Annotated in this window: 22 protein-coding genes and 2 pseudogenes; 10 read left to right on the top strand and 14 right to left on the bottom strand. The window is 70.2% G+C overall.

Translation table 11 applies throughout. The features are described 5' to 3' along the window. The first annotated feature begins 20 nt into the window (after positions 1–20). The 4 genes and pseudogenes from AB0O01_RS10260 to AB0O01_RS10245 all read left to right on the top strand — a co-directional run bounded on the left by AB0O01_RS10260 (position 21) and on the right by AB0O01_RS10245 (position 3683). Positions 21–329, top strand: coding sequence for a hypothetical protein (locus AB0O01_RS10260; protein WP_365312049.1), 309 nt, complete (start codon positions 21–23; stop codon positions 327–329). A gap of 114 nt (positions 330–443) precedes the next feature. Beyond that, positions 444–887 carry a hypothetical protein gene (locus AB0O01_RS10255; protein ID WP_365312048.1) on the top strand — a complete coding sequence of 148 codons (444 nt, stop codon included), beginning with the start codon at positions 444–446 and terminating at the stop codon, positions 885–887. Beyond that, positions 862–2534: pseudogene (locus AB0O01_RS10250) on the top strand (glycoside hydrolase family 15 protein). The gene AB0O01_RS10255 and the pseudogene AB0O01_RS10250 overlap by 26 nt, the downstream one beginning before the upstream one ends. A gap of 255 nt (positions 2535–2789) precedes the next feature. Next, the gene (locus AB0O01_RS10245) at positions 2790–3683 is read left to right on the top strand and encodes an endonuclease/exonuclease/phosphatase family protein (protein ID WP_365312047.1); all 894 of its coding nucleotides are present in this window, start codon (positions 2790–2792) and stop codon (positions 3681–3683) included. A gap of 907 nt (positions 3684–4590) precedes the next feature. Here AB0O01_RS10245 and paoC read toward each other — a convergent pair. The 6 genes from paoC to AB0O01_RS10215 all read right to left on the bottom strand — a co-directional run bounded on the left by paoC (position 4591) and on the right by AB0O01_RS10215 (position 11753). Further along, a complete protein-coding gene (gene paoC, locus AB0O01_RS10240) occupies positions 4591–6789 on the bottom strand; it encodes an aldehyde oxidoreductase molybdenum-binding subunit PaoC (protein WP_365312046.1) in 2199 nt (732 codons plus the stop codon). Then, positions 6786–7745 carry a xanthine dehydrogenase family protein subunit M gene (locus tag AB0O01_RS10235; protein ID WP_365312045.1) on the bottom strand — a complete coding sequence of 320 codons (960 nt, stop codon included), beginning with the start codon at positions 7743–7745 and terminating at the stop codon, positions 6786–6788. The genes paoC and AB0O01_RS10235 overlap by 4 nt, the downstream gene beginning before the upstream one ends. After that, on the bottom strand, positions 7742–8377 hold the full coding sequence (paoA, locus tag AB0O01_RS10230) for an aldehyde dehydrogenase iron-sulfur subunit PaoA (protein ID WP_365312044.1): 636 nt from the start codon (positions 8375–8377) through the stop codon (positions 7742–7744). The genes AB0O01_RS10235 and paoA overlap by 4 nt, the downstream gene beginning before the upstream one ends. 411 nt (positions 8378–8788) lie before the next feature. Continuing rightward, a complete protein-coding gene (locus AB0O01_RS10225) occupies positions 8789–9220 on the bottom strand; it encodes a PPOX class F420-dependent oxidoreductase (RefSeq protein WP_365312043.1) in 432 nt (143 codons plus the stop codon). 404 nt (positions 9221–9624) lie between these two features. Next, positions 9625–10578, bottom strand: a complete 954-nt coding sequence (locus AB0O01_RS10220) for an alpha/beta hydrolase fold domain-containing protein (RefSeq protein ID WP_365312042.1) — start codon at positions 10576–10578, stop codon at positions 9625–9627. Between the two features lie 179 nt (positions 10579–10757). Beyond that, positions 10758–11753, bottom strand: coding sequence for an aldo/keto reductase (locus tag AB0O01_RS10215; protein ID WP_365312041.1), 996 nt, complete (start codon positions 11751–11753; stop codon positions 10758–10760). Positions 11754–11845: 92 nt separating this feature from the next. Here AB0O01_RS10215 and AB0O01_RS10210 point away from each other — a divergent pair, with 92 nt between their 5' ends. Then, positions 11846–12460 carry a TetR family transcriptional regulator gene (locus AB0O01_RS10210; protein ID WP_365312040.1) on the top strand — a complete coding sequence of 205 codons (615 nt, stop codon included), beginning with the start codon at positions 11846–11848 and terminating at the stop codon, positions 12458–12460. 451 nt (positions 12461–12911) lie between these two features. Here the strand turns inward: AB0O01_RS10210 and AB0O01_RS10205 are convergent. From AB0O01_RS10205 to AB0O01_RS10190, 4 genes and pseudogenes are all read right to left on the bottom strand, one after another. Continuing rightward, positions 12912–13245, bottom strand: a pseudogene (locus tag AB0O01_RS10205) (pyridoxal-phosphate dependent enzyme); the annotation flags it as partial. A gap of 88 nt (positions 13246–13333) precedes the next feature. Further along, positions 13334–13876: an NUDIX domain-containing protein gene (locus AB0O01_RS10200; protein ID WP_365312039.1), complete on the bottom strand. Its 543-nt coding sequence runs from the start codon at positions 13874–13876 to the stop codon at positions 13334–13336. 79 nt (positions 13877–13955) lie between these two features. Continuing rightward, positions 13956–14477 carry a hypothetical protein gene (locus tag AB0O01_RS10195; RefSeq protein ID WP_365312038.1) on the bottom strand — a complete coding sequence of 174 codons (522 nt, stop codon included), beginning with the start codon at positions 14475–14477 and terminating at the stop codon, positions 13956–13958. A 1114-nt stretch (positions 14478–15591) separates the two neighbouring features. Beyond that, positions 15592–16557: a pirin family protein gene (locus tag AB0O01_RS10190; RefSeq protein ID WP_365312037.1), complete on the bottom strand. Its 966-nt coding sequence runs from the start codon at positions 16555–16557 to the stop codon at positions 15592–15594. A gap of 204 nt (positions 16558–16761) precedes the next feature. On the opposite strand from AB0O01_RS10190, the gene AB0O01_RS10185 reads away from it, so the two are divergent. The 3 genes from AB0O01_RS10185 to AB0O01_RS10175 are packed head-to-tail and all read left to right on the top strand — an operon-like array spanning position 16762 to position 18167. Continuing rightward, a complete protein-coding gene (locus tag AB0O01_RS10185; RefSeq protein ID WP_365312036.1) occupies positions 16762–17256 on the top strand; it encodes a MarR family transcriptional regulator in 495 nt (164 codons plus the stop codon). After that, the gene (locus AB0O01_RS10180; RefSeq protein WP_365312035.1) at positions 17253–17744 is read left to right on the top strand and encodes a MarR family transcriptional regulator; all 492 of its coding nucleotides are present in this window, start codon (positions 17253–17255) and stop codon (positions 17742–17744) included. Before AB0O01_RS10185 ends, AB0O01_RS10180 begins: the two co-directional genes overlap by 4 nt. Before the next feature lie 57 nt (positions 17745–17801). Further along, complete coding sequence (locus AB0O01_RS10175) at positions 17802–18167, top strand: tetratricopeptide repeat protein (RefSeq protein ID WP_365312034.1); 366 nt, start codon at positions 17802–17804, stop codon at positions 18165–18167. Between the two features lie 164 nt (positions 18168–18331). Here AB0O01_RS10175 and AB0O01_RS10170 read toward each other — a convergent pair whose 3' ends face one another. Next, a complete protein-coding gene (locus AB0O01_RS10170; protein WP_365312033.1) occupies positions 18332–19738 on the bottom strand; it encodes a PepSY-associated TM helix domain-containing protein in 1407 nt (468 codons plus the stop codon). A gap of 240 nt (positions 19739–19978) precedes the next feature. Here AB0O01_RS10170 and AB0O01_RS10165 point away from each other — a divergent pair, with 240 nt between their 5' ends. Beyond that, complete coding sequence (locus tag AB0O01_RS10165; RefSeq protein WP_365312032.1) at positions 19979–20644, top strand: peptide deformylase; 666 nt, start codon at positions 19979–19981, stop codon at positions 20642–20644. Positions 20645–20647: 3 nt separating this feature from the next. Here the strand turns inward: AB0O01_RS10165 and AB0O01_RS10160 are convergent, their stop codons facing one another. Together AB0O01_RS10160 and AB0O01_RS10155 are read right to left on the bottom strand one after the other, a co-directional pair. Further along, a complete protein-coding gene (locus AB0O01_RS10160) occupies positions 20648–21172 on the bottom strand; it encodes a DUF3224 domain-containing protein (protein WP_365312031.1) in 525 nt (174 codons plus the stop codon). A gap of 122 nt (positions 21173–21294) precedes the next feature. Beyond that, on the bottom strand, positions 21295–22743 hold the full coding sequence (locus AB0O01_RS10155) for an NAD(P)/FAD-dependent oxidoreductase (protein WP_365312030.1): 1449 nt from the start codon (positions 22741–22743) through the stop codon (positions 21295–21297). 337 nt (positions 22744–23080) lie between these two features. Here AB0O01_RS10155 and trxA point away from each other — a divergent pair, with 337 nt between their 5' ends. After that, positions 23081–23473 carry a thioredoxin gene (gene trxA, locus AB0O01_RS10150; protein WP_365312029.1) on the top strand — a complete coding sequence of 131 codons (393 nt, stop codon included), beginning with the start codon at positions 23081–23083 and terminating at the stop codon, positions 23471–23473. Between the two features lie 74 nt (positions 23474–23547). Here the strand turns inward: trxA and AB0O01_RS10145 are convergent, their stop codons facing one another. After that, complete coding sequence (locus AB0O01_RS10145) at positions 23548–24579, bottom strand: LacI family DNA-binding transcriptional regulator (RefSeq protein ID WP_365312028.1); 1032 nt, start codon at positions 24577–24579, stop codon at positions 23548–23550. Between the last annotated feature and the right edge of the window lie 123 nt (positions 24580–24702).

The raw sequence follows: 24702 nt of genomic DNA, 5'->3' as shown, positions 1-24702 counted from the left end.
CCGGCCCGTCCATCGCCCAGGTGACCGAACACCTCACCGCCGGTATCCGCTCGGGGCAGTACCTGCCCGGGACCGTGCTCTCGCCCTTGCGCCTGAGCGGGCGGCTCGGCTGTTCCCGTGCCCGGATGGACGCCGCCGTCGCCGACCTCGCCACCGTCGGGGCACTGCAACGGCAGGGTGCCCGGCTGTTCGTGCCGGTCACCGGGAACATCCCGCAGATCCGGGCCCGCTACATCGCCGACCGGCTGACCGCGCAGATCGCCGCCGGGCTCCACCCGCCCGGCTCCCCACTCCCGGCCGCCAGCACCCTCGCCCTCCACTTCGTGTGAGATGCCGCGCTGGTCACCGCCGCCTTCCGGCGGCTCGCCGACCAAGGACTCCTCCAGCTCACCGGCAAGCACCCACGGGTACTCGTCACCGCCCGCAGCCTGCCCCGACCGCCGGTGAGCGAGCCACTGCCCCCGCCGTCACCGGCCACGGACACCGACCTTCTCCTGCCCGGCCGCATCCGCAGGCAGTGGAAGCACCGCAGCAGCGTCAGCCTCACCGACATCGCCGAACAGTGGACCCGGCTGCGGAGCCTGGCCAACCGAGCCGGGGCCGGAGCCTCAGGAAAGAGCAGTGACCGGGACGTCCTGCTGCTCCGGGAGCTCGCGTCCGCGCCGCTGCCCGATCCGCCCTGGCTGCGGCCCTGGCACCTGGCAGTCCTCGCCACCGCCCTACGAACCGCGCTGCGAACCGCACCCGGTTCGGTGGACGAGAGTCCCGCCGGGTACCCGCCCGGCCCCCGGCCGCACACCCCTCTCCTTCGCTCCGCCCGCCCGCACAGCGGCGGCCACCGCACGACGAACGGACCCGCCCATGACCGACCCCGCCCCGCCCCTTGAGGCATACGCCCTGATCAGCGGCATGAACACCGCCGCCCTGATCTCCCCCACCGGAAGCATCGACTGGTGGTGCCCGCCACAGTACGACGCGGACGCGGTCTTCGCCCGCCTCCTCGGCGGTGAGGAGCACGGCTGCTGGAGCCTTGCCCCCACAGGACCGGACGGTAGCGGCACCCCGCCCCCCGCCTCGCGGCGCCGCTACCTGGACGGCACCCTGATCCTGGTCACCGAGTGGGACACCCCCGACGGCACGGTGCGAGTCCTGGACCTGATGCCGCCCCACACCCGCGACGACACCCCCGTCCAACTGATACGGACCGTCCAGAGCGTCCGGGGCCGGGTGCGGATGCGTTCCGACCTCGCCGTGCGCCCCGGATACGGCAGCCGCCTGCCGCGCATCCGTGGTTTGGGCGACCGGTTCCGGCTCCACACCGGGCAGGGCAACTTGTGGTTCGACGCCCAGCCGCCGACCCAGCTCGACGGTGCCTCGCTCATCAGCGAGTTCACCGTCACCGCCGGGCAGCCGCCGATGACGTTCACGCTGACCTGGCAGGACGGATTTCCCGTACCGCCCGTCCCCGACACGGACGCAGCGTTCGCCGCCACCCTCGCGCGCTGGCAGGACTTCTCCGCCCAGCACACCCACACCGGTCCCGGCCACGACACCCTGCGGCGCTCCCTGATCACCCTCAAGGCCCTCACCCACGCCCCCACCGGCGCCGTCGTCGCCGCCCCGACCACATCCCTGCCGGAGGAGATCGGCGGCAGCCGCAACTGGGACTACCGCTACTGCTGGCTCCGCGACAGCGCCCTCACCATCGCCGCCCTCGCCCGCAACGGCCACCTCGAAGAAGCACGCGCCTGGCGTTCCTGGCTCGTGCGCACCCTGACCGACGCGCGGCCCATGCAGATCATGTACGGGGTGAGCGGCGAGCGGGACCTGCCCGAGCGGGAACTCGGGCACCTGCCCGGCTATGCGGGCTCGGCACCGGTGCGGGTCGGCAACCGGGCCGCCGGACCGCTCCAGCTCGACGTGTTCGGGGAGGTGAACGACGCCCTGGACACGGCCCGGCGCCACGGTCTGGAACCGGACCCGCGGGCGGACGCCCTCCAGATGGCGCTGGTCCGCAACCTCGCCGAGGTCTGGCAGGAGCCGGACGAGGGGATCTGGGAAGTCCGCGGCGAGCGCCGTCACTTCGTCCACTCCAAGGCGACCCGGTACGCAACACCTTCACCGCTACACCACCACCGGCAGCGACCAGGGCGTCGACGGGCGCCCCGGACACGAGGGCGCCTTCCTCGCCTGCTCGTTCTGGCTCGTCGAAGCCCTCGCACTGACCGGCCGCACCGGCCGGGCCCCACACCCTCTTCGCGCGGCTCCTCACCCTGCGAAGCGACCTCGGCCTGTTCGCCGAGGAATGGGACCCCATCCGCCGGCGCCGGGTCGGCAACTACCCGCAGGGCTTCACCCACTGGGCCCTGTGCGACGCATCCAACCGCCTCCACACCCCCGCCGAACGGCACATCCCCACCCCGCGCACCACACTCCCCAGCCCCACGCGCAGCACCCGCCAGGAGACGGCGCTCTCCGCCCCCGCAGGCGCCCCGGGCGCCCCGGGCTCCCCGTTCCCGGCGTCGTCCGCGTGAACCCGCTCCCCCGCCGACACCCCGCCTCCCGGACCGCACCCTGACCTGATCCGAAAAGGGCGTGGACGCGGAACCCGGTGCAGGTGCTCGTGGGGAACAGCCGCACCGGGCACCGCAAGAGCCCGGCGTGGAGAACACCACCGCCGCACCGCAGACGCGGCGGCCCTCCACGCCGGGTCCGACCCCGACCACCCCGGTCCACACCCCGCACATCCCGCACATCCCGCTGACACCTCTACCTCCGAGGAGACCTCCGTGCTCATCAACGTGGCGACCTGCAACTTCGAGTACAACGGGGGCGGCAATCAAACCCTGTGGCGGCGGATGCACGACCGCCTGGCATCCCTCGACCTGCATCTCCTCCTGCGGCAGGAAATGTGGGGCGCCCAGGACAACGACAACGAACTCGCGGACGCGGCCGAAGCCGTGCTCGGCATGACCGGCCGCATCGCCCGCGAGTGCAGCACCGCCGTCTACCACGACCCGAAGCTGTTCACCCCGGCCGGCGAGTACCCCAAGACCGGCCCCTGGCTGCTCCCGCCGACCGTGCGCCAGTTCCAGCTCACCGGTACGGCCGCCGACGCCGCCCCCCTGTTCGTGGGCTCCTTCCACTACGACTACGCCTCGCCCGCCGCCCGCCTGGCGGAGACCGAATGGCTGACCAGGCTGAACGACAGGTGGGCCCGGCGCGGCGACGGCCGGCGCGTCCACTGCCCGGCGCTCCTCGGCGGCGACACCAACTCCTACCCCGTCGCTGGCACCCCCGGAGACCCCGCCCTGCCCATCCTGGAAAAGATCGGCGACGAACCCCACCGGGCGCACCGCTCCTACATCGGGCCGGACGGCACACGCCTGATGGACGACCGCCCCGACGCCACCCTGCGCACCGCTGGCCTCCAGGACGTCGCCCGCCACCTCACCACCGTCACCGGGGACACCAGCCCGGTCGCCCCCACGGTCGACGCCTGCGACCACGGCCCGGACGCACGCATCGACCGGATCTACGCCAGCAAACAGCTCCTGCCCGCCGTGCGCGCGGTCGAAGTCGTCGACATGACCGGCCTGTCCGACCACCACACGGTCGTGCTCCGCCTCGACCGGGACACCCTCACCGACATCCTCAACCACCCGCTCACCCGCACGCAGTGACCGATACTCACGCCGCCGACGCGGCACCCCCTGTCCACCGCGACGGCACCGGTCCACCCGGGCCGCCGTCCTGTGTCCACTACCCGGAAGGAACAGACCCCCTGAGTACCTCCCCCGCCGCCGACACGGACGACCGGGCAGACCGGGCCCGTGCCGTCCAGGCACTCCTGGCAGCACTGCCCGACCGCCGCATGGGGGGCTGACCGCCCCCGCCTTTTCGCTCTGTCCCGGTCCCTGGTGGCACGGACCGGGACAGCCTTCGCGCCCCCATCCGCCACATCTGGATCGCGGGTCGTCCACGACTGAGCGGATGCGCCTGTAGAGCGCGGTCGTCATCGACACGAAGGGAGCAGAAGGGCTGGCCAATCTCACTCCTTCGACCGGGCGGCCGTCCGCAGGACGGCCACGCCCGCCCAATGCCCGCACGCACCCTCCCGCCTCCCGCCTCCCGCCAGAACTCCGGTCCGACGAGCTGCCGTTCGAGGTCCTCGCCCAACGTCGACCAGCAGGGGCTCAACGCGCAGAGCAACCGACGCGTCATCACATCGCCGCATCGCAAGTCAACGCTCCCGATTGGCACGAGGAGGCGGACGAGCGGCAGCGCAGGGCGGACTCCTGTCGACGTATCCGGGTCAAGCACAGCGTCGCCCACCTGATGAACCGGCAGGCGCTCGCGCGTCACCTCGGCCGCCAGAAACACATGAGTGATGCCGTCCAGACCGTCTCCGGTCTGCTGGTCCCACCAGCAGACCGCGGACCTGACCCCGGCGCACGGCAGATGTGATCCAAGCCCCCCTCTGAGGTCCACAGCGTCTCACCGCCGACCGTTCACGAGCTCGCTGGGGTTCAGCGATGCCGAGCCGTCGAGGTTGCACTGGTCGTGAATCGGTTCCTTGCGCGACGGACCTCAGGGGATCACCGGCAGCCGGTCGAGGTATTTGTCGAGCGTGAGGGGATAGTCGCGGATACGGACACCTGTTGCGTTGTAGATCGCGTTCGCGATCGCGGCGCCGACGCCGCAGAGTCCCAGCTCGCCCACGCCTTTCGCCTTCATAGGCGACGATTTGTCATCGGGATAGTCGAGGAAGATCACCTCTTGGTGTGGAATGTCAGCATGGACCGGCACCTCGTAGCTGGCAAGATCGTGGTTCACGAAGAATCCGGACCGTTTGTCGACCGCCAGTTCTTCTACGAGTGCGGCACCGACACCCATCGTCATCGCGCCGATCACCTGGCTGCGAGCCGATGTGGGATTGATGATGCGTCCTGCATCGCACACAGCGAGCATTCGCCGGATGTGCGTTTCGCCGGTATAGCTGTCCACAGCCACCTCTACAAAATGGCTGGCGAAGGTCGATTGCTGATACTGCATGGCGAGGTCGCCAAACTCGATCTTGTCCTCGACGGAAAGCGGGCCGGCTTCCTTGAGTTCGATGCGGCGACTGCCCGACACCACTTCCCCATCAACAAAATCGACATCGGCAGCGTCCACCCCCAGCTTCTGCGCGACGGCACCGCGCAGTTTCATGCAGGCCGCATAGACCCCGGCCGTCGAGCAGTTGGCGCCCCACTGACCGCCCGATCCCGGCGATGCCGGCAGTGCGGAGTCGCCCAGGATCACACGCACTTTGTCGAGCGGTACGCCCATTACTTCCGCAGCCGTCTGCGCGATGATCGTGTAAGTGCCGGTCCCGATGTCGGTCATGTCGGTGGCCACAGTGATGACTCCGTCGCCATCGAGTCCGACGCGTGCCGCGGAGTTGAGGACCTGGTTGTTGCGAAGGCCCGCTGCCATTCCCATGCCGATCAGCCGATGCCCTTCGCGGATCTGGGCGGGATTGGGGCTGCGTCTCGACCACCCGAACCGTTCCGCCCCAGTGCGCAGGCACTCGATGAGGTGGCGCTGGGAGTAGGGGCGGTTGGGATTTTCCGGATCGACCTGGGTGTCGTTGATGACGCGGAAATCCACCGGGTCCATGCCCAGTTTCTCCGCCATCTCGTCCATCGCTATCTCGAGCGCCATGAGGCCGGGGGCTTCGCCCGGTGCGCGCATGGCGTTGCCCTCGGGAAGGTCGAGCTTTGCAAGCCGCATGTACGTCTCGCGGTTCGGGGCGGCATACATCAGCCTGGTCTGCTCGACCGCTGGCTCGGGCCAGCCGCCTTCGAGATTTCCACTCACGCTGGAGTGCCCGATCGCGGTCAGACGGCCGTCGCGTCCCGCACCGAGACGGACACGCTGGATCGTGGCGGACCGATGCGTTGAATTGTTGGCCATCATCGGCCGGGTGAGCGCGACCTTGACCGGCCGTCCTACCGTCTTCGCCCCGATCGCGGCAAGGACGGCGTCGGCGCACACGAAGAGCTTCCCGCCGAAACCGCCGCCGATGTAGGGGGAATCCACCCGCACCTTCTCCGGCGGAATCGACAGTGCCTGGGCAAGGCTGTACTTTGCCTGGGCCACCAGTTGGTTCGATGTCCAGACCGTCAGTTCGCCGGCCTTCCACGCAGCGATCGATGCGAACGGCTCCATCATCGCGTGGCTCTCGTCAGGCGTCGTGTAAGTCTCGTCGAGCCTGACCGGCGCCGAGTCGAAGGCGGCGGCAAAATCGCCGATCCGGACGGGCGCAGGCGGGGCACCGTAGGCGCCGGCCAATGGCGCTTTGGGCGCCGCCTTGGCCAAGTCGAACTTCCCTGATGTGCGAACATAGCTGACCCGGATCAGGTTGGCAGCAGCCCGAGCCTGCTCGAAGGTCTCGGCGACGACCAAGGCGATGGCCTGATGGTAGTGCCCCACAATGGCCCCGCCGAAAAGATTGGCAGGGTTGCCGATTCCGCGCGGCAGCGGCTTGTGGTCCAGGGTTGTCACGACCGCAAGCACACCGGGCGCCGATTTCGCATATCGGGTGTTGATGCGGTTAATGCGTCCCTTCGCGATGCCCGACCCGAGCACATAGCCGTAAGCCTGGTCCGGGGCGACGTCATGCCGTTCATAGGCATAGGGCGCCGTCCCTGTGGTCTTGAGGGGCCCTTCGATCCGTGAGGACGGTTTGCCGACGACCTTCTTCCTGTCGATCGGGTTGGTGCCGGCGGGCGTGTCGAATTTCATGGCGCCCCCTTCTGCGATCGACTGATGATCGAGGCGAGCGTCCGAGTGGCGAGCGCCAGTTTGAAGGCGTTGTCATGGGTGGGTGTCGCGCCACGGAACGCGCGCTTGGTGACCGCAGCGGCGCCCTGGGGCAGTAGCGCATCGGCTTCCTCGACCCGCCACGGTCGCGGGGCCACGCCACCGAAGGCAACCCGCCCGGTGCCGTCCGGCTGGATGACCGCGGCGACGGATACGAGAGCAAAGGCATAGGATGCGCGATCACGCACCTTTTGATAATAGTGCCGTCCGCCAAGCGGACGGGGGAGCCTTACCGCCGTTATCAGTTCGCCGGTGCGGAGTACCGTCTCACGATGTGGTGTATCGCCCCACAGCCGGTGAAACTCGCCGATCGGGATTGCCCGTGTCCGTCCGTCGGGCATCACTGTCTCGACCTTCGCATCGAGCACGCGCAGGGCGACAGGCATATCGCCGGGGAAGGTGGCGATGCACGCCTTGCTGACTCCGATCACGCCGAGTTGGCGTGAGTAGCCGCCGATCGCGGCACAGCCCGCACCGGGCGTGCGCTTGTTGCAAGCCTGGTGAGTGTCGTAAAAATACGGACACCGTGTCCGCTGTAGAAGATTGCCCGCTGTAGATGCCTTGTTGCGGAGCTGGCCGCTGGCGCCAGCCACGGTCGCACGGGTGATTACCGAATAGTCGCGCCGTATCCTTTCGTCGCTGGCGAGCGCGGTATTGGACACCAACGCACCAATGCGCAGCCCGCCGTCCGGAGTCGGCCGGATCCTGTCCAGCCCCAGATCCTGCACATCGACGAGATGGCTCGGCGTCTCGATTTCCAGTTTCATGAGATCGAGCAAATTGGTTCCGCCCGCGAGGAACTTCGCGCCTGGCCGGTTCGCAACCAGGGCTGCCGCCTCGGCGGGTGTCCGGGCACGCTCATACGTGAATGGCTTCATGCGCTAGATCCCGCCACTTCGGCCATCGCATCGATGATGTTGGAATAGGCGCCGCAGCGGCAGATGTTGCCGCTCATCCGCTCGCGCATCTCGACCGCCGTGATGTCGGGTTTTGCTGCCACGTTGGTCTGTGCATGGCTGGGGACGCCGCGCTTGATTTCGTCGAGCACCGCGACCGCGGAGCAGATCTGGCCGGGTGTGCAGTAGCCGCACTGATAGCCGTCATGTTCGATGAACGCGGCTTGCATGGCGTGGAGCTTGTCGGGTCGACCGAGGCCCTCGATCGTGGTGATCTCGTCGCCCTCGTGCTGAACGGCGAGGGTGAGGCAGGAGTTTATGCGTTCGCCATTCACCAGCACAGTGCATGCTCCGCATTGACCGTGATCGCAGCCCTTCTTCGACCCGGTGAGCTTGACGTGTTCGCGCAGCGCGTCGAGAAGCGTGGTCCGGGTGTCCAGCTCCAGCGACTGCCGAAGACCGTTGACGCTCATCGATACCGGCATGCCAGGAGGCGCAGAGCCGGGAGCCGGCGTCTGCGCGGCCGCGCTGACGGGGAGCGCCGTCAGTGCAACGGCTGCCGCACTGCCCGCAAGAACACCGCGCCGGGAAATCTGAAGTTCCTCTTCGGTCATTTCTCATCCCATCTGTTGGGGCTGTCGGCCGATCAAGGCGCCCGGGTGGAAGGGCAGACGCACAGGAGGGCGGCGCCGGTCGCCATACGCCGGTGAATCGGCCGTGCGGCCAGGGCATACACGAGCGCGCGCACCGGCCCGTCCCGGACAGGACCGACACGGCTCTCGGTTTCACGGTCGTTCGCAGGCGAACTGCATCTGCGGCAAGGAGAACATCTCCGGTGTCATCACCCTGCTCGATGCCTGCATCAGGCGGCCTTGGACGCTACCGGCTGTATGGCTGAACGGCGGCTTCCGCAAGGTGGTGTGGATAGGGAGTCTCCGCGACCGCCCAGGGTCCCGCTCATGCAGAGGACACGGTGGGGACAGGCGCGACGCACTGCGATCAAGGCATGTGCGGGGTGAGACGTGCTAAACCGGTTCGATGTCGAGGCCGACGGTGGCGTCTGATCCCCGCACGTACTTGCTGAAATAGATCATGACGAGGCCGATCAGGCCGTATTTCTTGCCGACAAGGGTGCGGGTGCGGTTGGTGACGACGCCGTCTTGGATGGTGGCGTGGCCGCGGACGATCTCGCCGGTGGTCTTTCTGCCGTAGGTGTCGCAGATCTGCAGGGTGACGTCGGGGTTGCGCCTGATGCGCTTGACCTTCCCCGAGTCGGCCGCGGTCCAGATGACGATCTTCCGACCGTCGGGGGCGAGCCACACCGGCACACCAACCGGAGTGCCGTTCTTTCGGTAGGTGGTGAGCAGGGCGTATCGGGTGGCGGCGACCGCGTCCCACGAGCCGTGGCTCATCGAAGACGCGTTCAAGTCCTGTGTTCCGAGTGCCCGGTCCTTCATGAGTATGACCTCCTTCGCTAACCAAACTGTGTGGAGTGCTGGCCGTGGCGGCCTGATCGCACGTCACCCGGCGTGTCGTTGGTGGGCCGGTAGGCCATGGCCAGCCCCATCTCGCCGTAGCCGACGACCAAGACCGTCGGGCTCGGACTGCCCGGTGTCCGTTACTGCTTGAGCCACCCCTTGACCAAATCAAAGTTTTTGATTTGACGGTAGGCAGCTCCGATGATGCTGTCAAGCGGAACGCTCTACGCCTCCGGCAGGCCACGGCGTGGGGCGCCGCCGGAAGAGTCGCCGGCTCGCTGGCCGGGAATCTTCCCCGCCGGTCGTTCACTGCACGTCGGGACTCCCGGGGCTGCGTGCTGTGCGGCGAGCGCGCCACCCGGGCAGCGGGCCGCGGACCGACGTCACTCGACCGCGGATTCGGTGTACGCCCTGGAGAGGTGGTCACCGATCATGTGGATTGCGGCCCTGGCGGACTCGGTCGGTTTGGTGTGGGTGAACTGATGGTCGACACCGGGGAATTCGCGGTGGGTGACCTCGACTCCGCGGGCGGCGAGGTCGACTGCGAAGTCGTTGCCTTCGTGGCGCAGCGTGTCGTACTCGGCGGTCATGATGAGCGTCGGGGGCAGTTCGCCGCGGCGCGGGTGGTACACAAGGGCGGCGAGCGGGTGGTGCGGGTCGACACCAGCGAAGTAGGTGCGCCGCACCAGCGACATGAGTGAGGGAGAAGCGAGAGGTCGCTTCTTGGCCGAGGTGCGGGCCCCGTCCTCACGGGTCGTGTCGATGAACGGGTACTCGGCAGAAACGGCGGCCGGACGGTGATAGTCGTGGTCGATCGCCATCAGGGCGACGTTCAGAGCAAGTCTGCCGCCGACGCTACCGCCCCCGACGGAGATCCGGTTGCGGTCCCAGCCCGCGTGTGCGGCCTGCTTGTGCACCCAGTGGTAGGCGTCGTAGGACTGCTCCTCGGCCACGGGGAATCGCACCTGCGGAGCTACGCCGTAGTCGGGGAGCACGACGTAGCAGCCGACATCGGAGGCGAGGTAGCGGGCGACGTTGTCCTCCTGCTGAGGCCGCCGGCCGATGAAGGCGCCCGGGTGGAAGGCCAGGTGCACCGGCGGGCGCATCCCTGCCCCCGTGTGCCGTTGCATCTGCCGGGCGGTCGGGGCGTACACCAGCGCGCGCATCTTGCCGTGCCGGGTCGGGATGATCTCCGTCGTCGGTTTCGCGGTCGGTTCGCTCGCGAACTGCAGTTGCCGCGAGGAGAACACCAAAGGCACGAACACATGACTCAGCGCCTGCATCAGGAGGGCCTGGAACGCCGCACTCCGGTCGATGTGGGGGTCACGTAGAGGCACGGGACAGGTCTCGATTCTGATCGAGCGAGGGGCGATGTCGTCGGCGCGCTGATGACGGCGTCGCTGGACGGCGGTTGTGCGGGTTCCCGGTCCCGGCGATGCCTCGGGTGGTGCGCGGGATACCGGCTGGCCGCCGGTCTCGGGCCAATGGGTGGTCGGAGACCAGCGGGTCGGACGTGTCAGTCCCAGGTGGGGACTTCGCCCTCGCGGTAGCGGGCGCCGAAGCCGCCGTACGGGAGGATGTCGCGGATCGCGGCGAGGTCGGAATCGGTGAGCGTGACCTCGGCGGCGGCGCTGTTCTCCTCGATCCGGGCGACGCTGCGGGTGCCGGGGATGGGCACGATGTGCTCGCCCTGGGCCAGCAGCCAGGCCAGGGCGAGCTGGGACACGGTGATCCCCTTGGACTTGGCGAGCCCGGCCAACTGGTCCACGGCGGCCACGTTCTTCTCATAGTTGCCGGGCTGCCAGCGCGGATCGAAGGTGCGCATGTCGGTGGGGTCGTACTCGGCGGCGGGCTTGGCCGCGCCGGTGATGAAGCCGCGGCCCAGCGGTGAGTAGGCGACGAGGCCGATGCCGAGTTCCTCCAGGGCCGGCAGCAGTTGCTCGACGTCCCGCTCGAACAGGGAGTACTCGGTCTGCAGGACCGACACCGGCTGCACGGCGTGCGCGCGGCGGATGGTCTGCGGGCCTGCCTCGCTCAGGCCGAAGTGGCGGACCTTGCCCGCCTCGATCAGTTCCTTGACAGCGCCGGCGACCTCCTCCATCGGCACGTCGGGGTCGACGCGGTGCTGGTAGAGGACATCGATGTGGTCGGTGCCCAGGAAGCGCAGGCTGTTGTCGGCGACCTTGCGGATGTTGTCGGGGCGGCTGTTGAGGCCCAGGCCCTGGGCGGTGCGCTCGAAGCCGAACTTGGTGGCCAGGACCACCTCGTCGCGGAAGTCCTTGACCGCTCGGCCCAGCAGGGCCTCGTTGTTGCGGTCGTCCCAGCCGTAGACCTCGCCCCAGCCGTAGATCTCAGCGGTGTCGAAGAAGGTGACCCCGAGCTCGTGGGCGCGCCGTACGGCGGCGACGCCCTCCTGCTCGTTGGTGGGCCCGTAGGCCATGGTCAGGCCCATGGCGCCGTAGCCGACGGCCGAGACCCTCAGCCCCTGGCTGCCGAGCGTCCTGTAGTGCATGAGCTGCTCCCATCGTCAAAGCAAAACTTTTGTTTTGACCGTACCCCGCACCGTGCGCACTGTCAAAACAGGCGCTTTGGTAAGGTTGCGGAATGACTCCCCGGGCCGCCTCCGACTCCACCCGCGACCGCATCATCGCCGCGGCCAAGGCAGAGTTCTCCCGGTACGGAATCGCCGGAGCGCGCATCGCCCGCATTGCAAAAGAGGCCAAGACCAGCACAGAACGCGTATATGCCTACTTCAGCGGCGGCAAGGAAGAGCTGTACCGGTTCGTCTCCGCCCAGGAGCTCGCGGTGATCGCCGAGGCGACGCGCATGGACCCCACCGACCTGCCCGGCTTCGCGGGCCGCCTGCACGACTACTACACCGCCCACCCCGACCGGTACCGGCTGGTGGTCTGGGGCCGGCTGGAACTGGGCGACGCGGAACGGCCCGCCGACCATCCGATGCGGCAGTCCGCGTCCTACAAACTCGAGCAGACGCGCAAGGCCCAGGAGGCCGGATACCTCGACCCCGCCTGGGACCCGATGGACATCCTGGTCATCGTCAGCCAGATCGCCACCGGCTGGGCCAGCCAGCCCGACCTCCCCATCCTGGCCGGCGTCGATCGCGACACCTTCCTGGCGGCCCGCCGGGCAGCGATCGTCACCGCCGTTGAGCGGCTGTTCCCCGCTGTAGCCGCCCCCAAGCTGGACGGGACGACCTGACCGGCGGGGACGCATCCGGCAGCTCTCCCTCGATGCGGACGAGATCGCCCCGGACAATCCCAGGGACGGCATGAGGGCTCAGACGATCGTCAACGTCTCACTCAGTTGCTTCGAGTCTGCCCTCATGCGCTGCTCCCTCGGCGAAGAGCCCCCGACAGCTCTTCTTGACGAGACATTCGGATACGTACGGGTCACCCGACAGACCTGACGCCTCGGGGACCTGCAATCCACCTGCCCGGACGCAACCTCCCCCCTCTTCCCATCGCCCGCCCGGGATCCATACTGCGAATTGCTGCTCCAGCACTCGAAGTCCTGTGCCAGACAGTCAGCAGGACTCCTTCAAGCTCTCCACCGATCCGCAGTACGTCGAGAAGGTCGTCGACCTCACCAAGGTCAAGACCAGTCATCAAAGGACCGGCCAGGAATACCACCGGGGATCTCTGGCGCATTACACCAGGAGGAGGCCGTCCAGGACGGCCGGGATGAGACACCCGCCGACGACGCCAGGCGCCTTCAGCGACGGTGTCGGTCGAGTCGGTGGTGACGACACGTCGCCTCCGCCACGAATGTGTCGGCACTGGTGCGCCCAGCGGCTGGACACAGATCACCTCAGCTTCGGAAGCCACTGCCTTCAGCACATGGCCCTCGCCGGTGGCCAGCGCCACGCCGCCGAGAGCAATCAGAACGGCGTCGAACGACGGCACGGGGTCCGCCAGTTCCGGGCCGATGGTTGCCGCGCCCTGGCAGGGCGCGATGTCCAGGCTGTCTTCGACCGGCCGGATGCCGTGTCCTCGGGTCTCTGGACAGACGGCCCGGCCGCCGGTGGATGATCGGCGGGTGTCCTGGGCAATGGCTGTTTGTCGGGGGCGCTGGTCACACCCAGGTGTAGTTCTCATCGGTGACGGCTTCGAGTGCGGCGTCCGTGACGGTGGCGCGGGGGTCGGGCAGGGCGGCGAGGGCTTCTCCGAGCGGCGGGAAGATGGGCAGGTCGGCTGCCTTGCGGTAGTCGACCCACTCGATGATGCCGGTTTCGTGGCTGCCGTCGGGGAGTTCGTCCTGCTCGGTCCGGGCGAGGGTGGCGCGGAGTTCGGGGGTGATGTGGAAGCGGTAGATGAGGTGGAGTTTGCGCGGTGGCGGGGTGGGGCCGGGCCGGGTGACACGCTGGTCGACGACCCACAGGAGGTCGCCGCCCTCGGCCTGGCCGGTGTCGAGGTCAAGTTCCTCGGAGAGTTCGCGGCTCAGCGCTTGCTGGAGGTCTTCACCGTGCTCGACGTTGCCGCCCGGCGGGGTGTAGTGGGTGGAGTCGGGGCGGTCGCGCCGGATGAGGGCGACGTCGTTGCCGCAGAAGACGAGGGCCCCGGTTCGGATTCCGACGCGGGAGAACGGGGCCGTGGAGGGGCGGGGGGTGTTCGTCATGGCCATCAGTATCGTGGGCGCGGGTGGTGTCGGGGCGGGTTCGTCCGCTGTTTCACTCACCCGCCCCGGGGCCCGAATGTCAGGTGGCGGGGAGGCCGGGTAAGGCGAATCCGGCGCGGCCCTGGGCCATGCCTGTGTGTTCGATCCAGTGCTCGGGCAGGGCCAGGACGTGGCGGCGCAGGCGGCGGCCGGTGGCGCGTACGACCGGGGAGAGGTGGCGGGGGTCGAGTTCTTCGACGAGGAGGCTCGGTGTGCTGGTGGGTTGGTTCCTCTTTCCGGTGACTGCGGCCGGCAGGCGTCCGGAGGCGGCCAGTGGGAGTGGGGTGATGCACCGGATGGGGCCGCGTACGGCCGGCAGGCTCGCCTCGCCGTAGCCGCGTGCTTCTCGCGGGGTCATGGGTTCGCCGTTGGTGGCGGTCAGACCTCGGAACAGGGCCTGTGCCCGGCCCTGGTTGACGATCTGCCCGGTGTCGATGGTGAAGGTGCGGGAGAAGAACAGGCGCGGTGGGTATCCGGCGCGTTCCAGGGTGGCCGCGTACGCCGTGACCAGCGGTCGGATCTGCCCGCGCAGGTGGCCGGCCGCCGGGCGCGACGTACACAAAGTCGGATTGAGGCACGGGTACGAAAGCCGAAGCCGTGGCGGATCGTGCCGTGGTCGGCCGTTCCTCCCGCCAGCGGAAATGCCGCTCCTCGTCGCGCCACCGCGACTCGTCCAGGTCCATCACCGCAGGACGCGCCCCACTCATCTCCGAGGCCGCATCACTCCCTGAACGCACTTCCACCAGCACACGTATGTGCTCGACCCCGTCGAGCTCCAGGATCAGGGCGGCGACGTCCCCGGGCGTGCCGGCGGCGTGCAGATCAGGCAGCACCACGACCGTACGGCGCCCGTCGCGGGCCAGCGTCCTCACCAGTTCCCCCGGTGTGCCCGCCGCGACCGACAACTGCCCCGACAGCGCCCACGCCACCGTCAGCGCGCTCTGACCGGTCAGCGGGACGAACCCGTGGACACGGCGCACGGGGACGGTGCCGGGCCGCATCCCATGCCCCACCAGCCAGCCGAGCAGCGCGGACTTGCCGCTGCCCGGCCCCCGGTGACCAGACACACAGGTAGCACTCGCCCACCACGTCATCCAAGTCACGTCCGTCTGCGAGGCAGCGCCGCCGTCACCGGGAATCATCCCGATCCCTCTGCTCCATGAGCACCCATTCCGCGCGCAGCACACATGCCACGAGGCCCGGGACACCGGGCGGCCTGCGGGTAGCGGCAAAGTGGACCCCCTGTCGAGCAAACTTCGTCATCCGTCAGAGACGGTCCTACTCGCGGCAGCATCCATGTGCAGCGAAGTCACGCCGCTTGTCCACTCTCGACAAAGCGCCGCTTGCCGACCCGAACGCCCAGGCCCATACGCAACGCACCACCATCGAAGTCAGCATCAGTCCAACCGCAGCCGAACCCGGAAGCCCAGCCACTCACCGCGTGAACTGCATGAAGAGCACAGCAACAATATTTGACAGACCATCACCGAAGTCAGCATTGGTCAGCAAAGGCTCTGCCACACCCGCCCACAGAAGACCACACCGTGAAATCGCCCACCGCTACGGCACACGTCAGCAGCCCGGTGGGGAACCACAACCAGGAGCGGGCGAGAAGCTGGAGACAGCCCTCGACCGATCCGGCTCAGCGGGCGGCAGAAGTCATGCATTCCCGCAGGTCACCGCACCCGCCCCCGAGGCTTCAGCCGTGCCGTCGGCAGCTCGGGGGCGGGCAGCCGCTCCCCCTCGTACCCCTTCACCTCCCCGAACCGCGTCCCGGCCATCCAGTCCTCGCGCGCCCGCACGATCTCCTCCTGGGACCGCCCGATCCAGTTCCAGAACATGACCAGCTCCTCCTCGAACGGCTCGCCGCCCAGGAGCATCAGGGCCGCGTCCGTGTCCGTGCGCAGGGGGAGTTCGGTACGTCCGCAGCCCAGGTAGAGCATGGAACCGGCGACCACCGGGACGCCGTCCACATGGGCCTCGCCGGACATGGACAGGACCGCGTACTCGAAGTCCCGCTCCAGCGGCAGCCGTACGTCCGCACCGGCGGCCAGGGTGAGATCCGCGCCGATCAGGGGCGTGTAGGTCGTCCCGGGTGAGACCGCCCCGTCGAGGGTGCCGAGGATCAGCCTGGCCGTCAGGCCCGGTGCCGTGACCATCGGCAGCTCGGGGTGGTGCTCGAAGTGCGGGTCGGTGTGGCGGTGGGCGTCGGGCAGGGCCACCCAGAGCTGCGCCCCGTGCAGAAAACGGGCGTGGGAGCGCGGGCTCTCCTCCGAGTGGCTGATCGCCCGGCCCGATGTCATGAGCCCCAGTTCGCGCGGGCGGATCGTCTGGAGGCTGCCCGTCGAGTCACGGTGCAGCACCTCCCCCTCGTGCAGCCAGCTCACCGTCTGCAACCCCATGTGCGGGTGCGGCGGCACCTGCATACCGGGCTGGTCGGCGATGTCGTCGGGACCGTAGTGGTCGACGAAGCACCACGCGCCCACCATTCTGCGGCCCAGGTTGGGCAGCAGCCGGCGGACCTCCGTGGACTCTCCGAGCCGGACGCGACGGGGGCTGAGGAGTTCACGCACCGGCTCCGCGACGACGAACCCACGGCCGCCGCACACCGCGGGCACCGCCTCGCGATCAAGGTTGCTCATGGCCACAACCTAGTCCGGGCGGGCTCCCCACGTCAGTGGGTCGGTACGCCCGTCCCGGCGCACTTGACTCAGTGGCGGCGCACTCCCCCCGCCGGGACGGCCCGCCTCACCCGTTCGGCCCTTGCGCCCGCGGACGGCCCCGGAAACAGCGGGCGGGGAGGAAGATAGTAGCCTTGGATATAGTAGCCATGTACTGTATTTGTCATGAGTTCGATGTCCGAGCGCGCCACCCCCGGCTTCCTGGTCTGGCGGCTCTCCATGAAGTGGCGGGTCGCCGTCGACCGCGCGGTGGCCCCGCTGGGGCTCACCCATGCCCAGTACTCACTGGTCAGCTCGCTGTACGGGATGCAGCGCTCGGGGCTGCGGCCCAGTCAGCGGCAGCTCGCCGACCACACCGGGCTCGAACCCCTCTATGTCTCCAAGCTGGCCCGCGCCCTGGAGTCCGCCGGGCTGCTGGAGCGGACCCGCGACCCCAAGGACCCCCGCGCGGTGCAGCTCGCGCTCACCGACCGGGGCCGCACGGTCACCCGGCAGGCCATCGATGTCGTCCAAGGACTGCTGCGGCAGCTCCTGGAACCCCTCGGCGGCCTGGACAGCGACCGCACCCGGCACCTCGTACAGGAACTGGGCGTGCTTCTCGACACGCCGCTCAAGGAACCGGAACAAGAACAGATCCACGATCAGGAGCAGCAGCCATGACCACCACCCACGCACCCCACTCCACCCCGACCACCCCCACCCACGCACCCGCCCTCGACCCCCGTGTCATCGCGCTCGCCCACTACGCCTCGCGCGGCGTCCTCGAAGCCGTGCTCGGGCGGCACGGGGTCAGCTTCCAGGAGCAGGTGACCATGAGGCCGGTCGCCACCGCCGGCGGACCGGTCGAGCGGGCCGACCTGATCCGGGTGATGACCGACGCCCTCAAGGTCCCGGCGTCGTCGATCGGGGAGACCGTCGACGGACTCATCGGCAAGGGACTGCTCACCGCGGACGGCAGCGGCCCACTGCGGCTCACCGACGCCGGTCAGGCCCTGTACGAGACCACCGGCGCCGAGAGCCGGCCCATCACCACGCGGATCTACGACGGGATCCCGGCCGAGGACCTCGCGGTCGCCGGGCGGGTGCTGACCCTCATCGCCGAGCGGGCCGGCGCCGAACTGGACGGGCTGCGCACTCAGCGCGCCTAGGTGGTGGAATATTCAACGACCCCGCCCTGGTTATGGCCCGGTGAAGGAGGTCGACCAGTGAACACCACGACCACGACCACGTACTCGTACTACGACCGCGGGACTCCGGCGGACCGCTGGGAGCGGGCGCAGAAGTACTTCGAGAGCAAGGACTACACCGCTGCGGCGCGGGTGCTGAGCAACCTGGTCGGGGAGGTGCCCGAGCAGACCGGGCCGCGGCTGCTGCTGGCGCGTGCCTACTACCACTCCGCCCAGCTCCGGCGGGCCGAGCAGGAGCTGCGGGTCATCGTCGAGCGCGACCCGGTCGAGCAGTATGCCCGGCTCATGCTGGGCCGCACGCTCGAACGGCAGGGCCGGCACGACGAGGCGGGACCGCATCTGCGGCTGGCCTCCGCCCTGGGCGGCGACTTCGACGCCCTCTGAGGGGCGGTGACGCCGGGCGTCGTCACCGCCGTGCGGTACGAGCACAGAACACAGCAAGTCGGCGGCGGGTCCCAGTGCGGTCAGTCAGACAGCAGCACAGGGACCCGCCGCCGTATCTCGTCCCGCCCCCATCACCCCCTCCCCCCCTCACCCCCCTCACCTCCTCAGCCCTCACTCCCTGACGCCGCTTTCCGGCGCCCGCGGCGATGGGCGATCGCGCCCAGCGTCACATCCAGCGCCAGGAACGCGGCCAGCGGGATGCCCAGGAGCGGGAGGAAGTAGCCGACGACGGCCACCGCCGCCACCAGGGGGACCAGGAGCAGGGGCGGGACCCGGGCCCAGGCGCCGCGCGGGACGGGACGCCCGAAGGCGTTGCCGCGCCCGCGCTGCCACCACATCCGGTAGCCGAGGACGATCAGCACCATCAGGCCCAGCGTGAGCAGCATCAGCGCGATCTGGTTGGCCAGGCCGAACAGGGTGCCGGAGTGCAGGTCGATGCCCCAGCGGGTGAGCTTGGCCAGCACCGGGTAGTCGGCGAAGCGCAGGACGTCGAGCACCTCCCCGGTGTTCGGGTCCACGGCGACCGAGTCCTGCTTCTCGGGCCAGGTCCGCTGGATCTGCTTGACGACATACGCGGAGGACGGGTCGGCGGGCGGGACGATCTCGACCGGGTCGCCGAGCCCCTCGGCGCGGGCCGCGGCGAGGATGCGGTCGAGGCCGACGCCGTGGTCCGCGTCACCGCCCGCCGCCGCGCCGTGGCCGCCGTGGTCGCCGCCCGCCGACGCGGTGACGGAGGGCGTGGATCCGCCGAGGGAGGTGCGCAGTTCGTCGATGTGGGCGCCCGCGTACTGCGACCAGGTCAGTCCGGTCGCGGAGAGGAACACGAAACCGGCGGCGGCCCAGACCCCGATCGTGCCGTGCAGTCCGAGCACCCGGCGCCGGCCCTTGGTGCCGCGCACCTTGCGCAGGGCGCGGCGACGGCAGAACCAGAGCGCGACGCCGCCGAGCGCGATCACCCACAGCCAGCTCGCGGCGAGTTCGCTGTAGAGGCGGCCGGTCTCGCCCAGGTGCAGATCGCGGTGGAACTCGTCGATCCAGGTGCGCAGCGGGAGCGCCCCGCTCGACCCGTACTGCTCCAGCGCGCCGCGCACCTCGGCGGTGTACGGGTCGACGAACACGGCGAGGGTGCGGTCGGGGTCGACGCCGTCGACCCCGGTGAGCAGGACGCGGGTGGTGGCGTCGGCCACCGGGGAGGGGCGCACGGCGCCGACCGCGCCCTCGGGGTGGGCCTCGCGGGCGGCGGCGACCTGCTGGGATATGGGGAGCTTGGTGTCCCCCGCCGGGACGGTCAGTTCATCGGCGTAGAGGAGCCTCTCGACCTGGAAGGAGCCCGCGTAGAGGAAGCCGGTGAGGGCGGCGATCAGCAGGAAGGGGGCGACGAGGAGCCCCGCGTAGAAGTGCAGACGCAGGACGAGGGGGCGTACGGCGGCCCAGGCGCCGGGGGAAGTCGGCGCCTGGGCCGCGTCTGGGGAGGACGCCTCGTCCGTGCGGTGCGGCGGTGCGGTGGTCATCGGGGGTTCTCCGGGGTCGGTCGGCGGGACGAACGGGGAGGGAGCGGCGAGGCGGATGGGGAGGGAGCGGCGGGGCGATTGGGGAGGGAGCGGCGGGGCTGACGGGGGGGGGAGGGGTGGGTGGGGCTGAGGGGTCGGGTGCGGGTGGTGGGTCGGTGCAGTGGTCGGCCCGTCGTGCCGCCGGGTTCCCGGTCGATGGAGTGACCCCCGTCACAACGAGGGGTCTGGCATGCTGGCGGGATGTCCCACCTGCCCGAGCCGCAGCCCGGCTCCGCACCCCTGTCCCTCGCCGAGCGGGTCGAGGAACTCCTCGCCACCGAAGGGCCGTTGCCGATCGTCGCGGCCGGCGATCCGGTGCTCCGCCGCGGCACCCGGCCGTACGACGGTGAACTGGGGCCCGCGCTGCTGGCCCGGTTCGTGGCCGCGCTGCGGGTGACGATGCGGGCGGCGCCGGGGGTCGGGCTGGCGGCGCCGCAGGTCGGGGTTCCGCTGCGGATCGCGGTGATCGAGGATCCGGCACCGGTACCGCCGGAGGTGGCCCTCGCGCGGGGCCGGGTGCCGCAGCCGTTCCGGGTGCTGGTGAATCCGGTGTACGAACCCCTCGGGCCGGGGCGGGCGGCGTTCTTCGAGGGGTGCCTGAGTGTGCCGGGCTGGCAGGCGGTGGTGGCCCGGCCCGCCGAGGTGCGGCTGACCGGGCTGGACGAGCAGGGGAACACGCTCGACGAGGTGTTCCGGGGATGGCCGGCCCGGATCGTGCAGCACGAGACCGACCATCTCGACGGGACGCTCTATCTCGACCGGGCCGAACCGCGCTCGCTCGCGTCGAACGAGGCGGTGGCCGAGCGCTGGGCCCAGCCGACGCCCCTCATGGCGGCGCGGGAACTGGGGTTCGCCCTGCCGGAGTGAGGGTCAGCAGGCGAAGGTGCCGGCGAACTCCCCGAAGTTCTCCAGCGCGGGGGTGGTCGTGGCGGTGCTGGTGCCGCTGCCGCGGGCACCGGTCAGGTCGCCGGTGCCCGAGCCCGCCACGATCCGCCAGACGCCGCCGTCCATGCTGTGCCCGGTGCCGATCCAGGTGAAGGAGCCGGTACCGCATCCGGTCACCGAGCCGGTCAGCGTCTCCCGGCCGGAGTAGGTGTACTCGTCGGGCGTGTCGGTGGGGTAGAGGCAGAAGTCGTACGACGTGGTGCCGGTCCAGAGGTCGCCGGGCTCGGTGCCGAAGGTGGCGGTGCCCTCTATCGCGGTGCCGCCGGGAGCGCAGACGATATCGGCCGACGGGGCTATCTCCAGGCCCGAGTCGTAGTAGTGGCTCAGGACTTCGGAGGCCGTGGTGGCGGCCTGGGCCGGAGGTCCGGTCAGAGCGGTCAGGGACAGGGACACGGCCAACGGCAGGGACAGCGGGACCAGCAGGGTCGCGCTCCGGCGGGATGTACGCATGAAGGGCAACGGCCTCCTCGAAGATTCCGGACGGGACCTCGATTATGACCGGGCCAATGAACAGGGCCGCCCCAACTGCCCTTGTTCCGGCCAGAGTTGGGGCGACCCCTCGGGGGATCGCGTCAGCCGCGGTACGCCTCCAGCAGCCGCAGCCACACCTCGCTCAGCGTCGGGTACGACGGGACCGCGTGCCACAGGCGGGAGACCGGGACCTCGCCGGCGACGGCGATCGTGGCCGAGTGGATGAGCTCACCGACGCCGGGGCCGACGAAGGTGACCCCGAGCAAGGTCTCCCGGTCCAGGTCGACCACCATCCGGGCGCGGCCCCGGTAGCCGTCGGCGTACAGCCCCGCCCCGGCGACCGACGAGAACTCGACGTCCACGGACCGGACCTGACGGCCCGTCTGCTCGGCCTCCGCGAGGGAGAGCCCGACGGCGGCGGCCTCCGGGTCGGTGAAGACGACCTGCGGTACGGCGGCGTGGTCGGCGGTCGCCGCGTGCGCGCCCCAGGGGTCGGTCTCCAGCAGCGGTACGCCCTGGGCGCGGGCGGCGATGGCGGCGCCCGCGATCCGGGCCTGGTACTTGCCCTGGTGGGTGAGGAGCGCCCGGTGGTTGGCGTCGCCGACGGCGTAGAGCCAGTCACTGCCCTCGACCCGGAGGCTGTCGTCGACCGGCAGCCAGGAGCCCGGGGCGAGGCCGACGGTGTCCAGGCCGATGTCGTCGGTGCGCGGGGCGCGGCCGGTGGCGAAGAGGATCTCGTCGGCCTCGATACGGTCGCCGTGGTCGGTGTCGACCAGGACCGTGCCGCGCTCGCGGGCGACGGCGGTCACGGAGGTGCCGGTGCGCAGGTCCACCCCGGCCTCGACCAGCGCCTCGGCGACCAGTTCCCCGGCGAAGGGTTCCATCCGGGGCAGCAGGCCCTTGCCGCGCACCAGGAGGGTGACCTCGGAGCCCAGCGCCCGGTAGGCGGTGGCCATCTCGGTGGCGACCACTCCCCCGCCGACCACCACCAGCCGGCCCGGCACGGACGGGGAGCTGGTGGCCTCCCGGCTGGTCCAGGGCCGTACGGCGGCGAGGCCCGGCAGGTCGGGGAGCTGGGCGCGGGTGCCGGTGGCCACGGCGACGGCGTGCCGGGCGGTGAGGGTGGTCACCTCGCCGCCGGGGCCGGTCACGGTGACCGTGCGGGGTCCGGCGAGGCGGCCGTGGCCGCGGTACAGCTCGGCGCCGATGCCCTCGATCCAGGCGACCTGGCCGTCGTCCTTCCAGTGGGAGGTCTCGTCGTCGCGGTGGGCGAGGACCGCGGACGCGTCGAGGTCGCCCTGCACGAGATGGCGCAGTCCGGGCACCTTGCGGGCGTCGGCGCGGGCGATGGCCGGGCGCAGCAGGGCCTTGCTGGGCATGCAGGCCCAGTAGGAGCACTCGCCGCCGACCAGTTCGCTCTCCACGATCGCCGTGGAGAGTCCGGCCGCCCGGGTGCGGTCGGCCACGTTCTCCCCCACGGGACCGGCTCCGAGCACCACGACGTCGTACACCTGGGATGTCTGTGACACCTGGGAATCCGTTTCCGTCATGGGGTCAGTCTGGTGGGTGGTGTGCGCGGTGGCCACACGGGTACGCGGCCCGGTACACGCGTGTGCCACAACCGGGGCACGGGCGGACTCACGGGACGGGGTGCCGCAGGGCATCGGTGCGCGTGCCGCAGGGCATCAGGGCGCGTGCCGGTGCGGCATCGAGGCGCGTGCAGGTGCAGCATCGAGGCGCGTGCCCGTGCGGCATCGGGGCGCGTGCCGGTGCGGCACCGGGGCGCGTGCCGGTGCGGCACCGGGGCATGTGCGTACGGAATAACGCGGCCGTCCGGCGGTGTTCCCCGGACGTTTTCCCCGACATCAGGAAGCAGGGATTCAGGTCATGAGCAGCACTGTCGAGCTGACCAAGGAGAACTTCGACCGGACGGTCACCGAGAACGGGTTCGTGCTGATCGACTTCTGGGCGTCGTGGTGCGGGCCGTGCCGCCAGTTCGCGCCGGTCTACGAGCGGGCGGCGCAGGACAACCCCGATCTGGTGTTCGGCAAGGTGGACACCGAGGCGCAGCCGGAGCTGGCCGCGGCGTTCGACATCCGGTCGATCCCGACCCTGATGATCGTCCGGGATCAGGTCGCGGTGTTCGCGCAGCCCGGCGCCCTGCCCGAGGCCGCCCTGAAGGACGTCATCGGGCAGGCCCGGAAGCTGGACATGGACGAGGTCCGCAAGGCGGTGGCGGCGGAGCAGGCCAAGGCGGGGCAGCCGCAGGCCGACCAGTAGTCCGGCAGGGCCCGACGAGCAGTAGTCCGGCAGGGCCGGACGACCAGTGGTCCGGCAGGGCCGGTCGTGGGCCGTCAGGTGGAGTCGCGGGGGACCACCGCGGCTCCCAGGACCTCGCGGATCTCCGGGGGACCTGCGGGGTCCCGGACCGCCCGGTCGACGAGTTCGGCGATGGTCCGGCCGGACGGCAGATCGATGTGGACGGTGCTGAGCCGGGGCCGCAGCAGCCGTCCGAGCATCAGATCGTCGGCGCCGATCAGCGCGGTGTCCTCGGGGATGCGGACGCCCTCGTCCTGGAGGGCGCGCATCAGGAGCATCGCGTACTCGTCGTTGTAGGTGAACACCGCGTCCAGGCCGTGGGCCGGCCAGTCGGCGGCGAGCCGGGCGGCGGACTCCTCGGTGTAGGCGAGGGGCAGCGGTGCCACGGTCGCGCCGCTGCCGTCGAGGGCGCGGCGGACCCCGCCGAGCCGGGGGCGGGAGAAGCCCTCCAGGCCCGGTTCCTCGGGGACGACCACGCCGATCCGGCGCCGGCCGCGGGCCAGCAGATGCGCCCCGGCCGCGCGGCCGACCTCGTCCTGGTCCATCAGCAGCGCGTGGGCGCCCTCGACGGTCTCCGGTCCGAGGGTGACGACGGCGCGGGCGCCGGCCCGTTTCAGGATCGCCACCGCCTCCGGCCCCGTCCCGGTGTCGGGGACCAGTACGGCGACCGGGCGCAGCTCCGCCCAGGCGCGGGCGGCGTCGTCCCCGCTCAGGCCGAGGGTGCCGTACTGGACGACGGTGTAGTCGAGCCGGCTGACCGCCCACTGGAGTTCGCTGAGGAACCGGCTGTGGAGCGGGCCGACCGGGATGGCCGGTGACGGCATGAGGACGATCCGGCTGTGTCCGGCGCGCAGACTGCGCGCGGCGGCGTGCGGGACGTAGCCGAGTTCCTTCGCCGCCTCGTGCACCCGGCGGCGCGTGGGTTCGCTGATGCGGACCGCGCTGGTGTTGTTGAGTACGTACGAGACGGTCGCGCGCGAGACTCCGGCGAGACGAGCGACATCGGCGCTCGTGGGCACGGATCCAGGCGTGGGCGTGTTCGGTATCTGCACCATGACGTACGGCATCTTGGCAGAGGCCGGAGGCCGGGTTTCGCGCGGGTTCCGGTTGTTTTCCCTTGGACTTTCCACGCGCGTAGGTGAGGGGCTGGGGAGGGGCCGCCGGGGGACCATCCGCCGGGAAGGTGAGCT

This window comes from Streptomyces sp. NPDC093252 (assembly GCF_040683675.1).
Taxonomy (GTDB): Bacteria; Actinomycetota; Actinomycetes; order Streptomycetales; family Streptomycetaceae; genus Streptomyces.
The sequence above is the reverse complement of the archived record's forward strand: the minus strand, read 5'-3'. Positions and strand labels throughout refer to the sequence as shown.

What these genes read in the sequence shown, in the direction of transcription:
- AB0O01_RS10215 (WP_365312041.1), bottom strand. Translation starts at nt 11,753, where the DNA reads ATGCACTACAGGACGCTCGGCAGCCAGGGGCTGAGGGTCTCGGCCGTC.
- trxA (WP_365312029.1), top strand. Translation starts at nt 23,081, where the DNA reads ATGAGCAGCACTGTCGAGCTGACCAAGGAGAACTTCGACCGGACGGTC.
- AB0O01_RS10155 (WP_365312030.1), bottom strand. Translation starts at nt 22,743, where the DNA reads ATGACGGAAACGGATTCCCAGGTGTCACAGACATCCCAGGTGTACGAC.
- AB0O01_RS10185 (WP_365312036.1), top strand. Translation starts at nt 16,762, where the DNA reads ATGAGTTCGATGTCCGAGCGCGCCACCCCCGGCTTCCTGGTCTGGCGG.
- AB0O01_RS10225 (WP_365312043.1), bottom strand. Translation starts at nt 9,220, where the DNA reads ATGAAGGACCGGGCACTCGGAACACAGGACTTGAACGCGTCTTCGATG.
- AB0O01_RS10165 (WP_365312032.1), top strand. Translation starts at nt 19,979, where the DNA reads ATGTCCCACCTGCCCGAGCCGCAGCCCGGCTCCGCACCCCTGTCCCTC.
- AB0O01_RS10190 (WP_365312037.1), bottom strand. Translation starts at nt 16,557, where the DNA reads ATGAGCAACCTTGATCGCGAGGCGGTGCCCGCGGTGTGCGGCGGCCGT.
- AB0O01_RS10180 (WP_365312035.1), top strand. Translation starts at nt 17,253, where the DNA reads ATGACCACCACCCACGCACCCCACTCCACCCCGACCACCCCCACCCAC.
- AB0O01_RS10235 (WP_365312045.1), bottom strand. Translation starts at nt 7,745, where the DNA reads ATGAAGCCATTCACGTATGAGCGTGCCCGGACACCCGCCGAGGCGGCA.
- AB0O01_RS10200 (WP_365312039.1), bottom strand. Translation starts at nt 13,876, where the DNA reads ATGACGAACACCCCCCGCCCCTCCACGGCCCCGTTCTCCCGCGTCGGA.
- paoA (WP_365312044.1), bottom strand. Translation starts at nt 8,377, where the DNA reads ATGACCGAAGAGGAACTTCAGATTTCCCGGCGCGGTGTTCTTGCGGGC.
- AB0O01_RS10160 (WP_365312031.1), bottom strand. Translation starts at nt 21,172, where the DNA reads ATGCGTACATCCCGCCGGAGCGCGACCCTGCTGGTCCCGCTGTCCCTG.
- AB0O01_RS10210 (WP_365312040.1), top strand. Translation starts at nt 11,846, where the DNA reads ATGACTCCCCGGGCCGCCTCCGACTCCACCCGCGACCGCATCATCGCC.
- paoC (WP_365312046.1), bottom strand. Translation starts at nt 6,789, where the DNA reads ATGAAATTCGACACGCCCGCCGGCACCAACCCGATCGACAGGAAGAAG.
- AB0O01_RS10170 (WP_365312033.1), bottom strand. Translation starts at nt 19,738, where the DNA reads ATGACCACCGCACCGCCGCACCGCACGGACGAGGCGTCCTCCCCAGAC.
- AB0O01_RS10145 (WP_365312028.1), bottom strand. Translation starts at nt 24,579, where the DNA reads ATGCCGTACGTCATGGTGCAGATACCGAACACGCCCACGCCTGGATCC.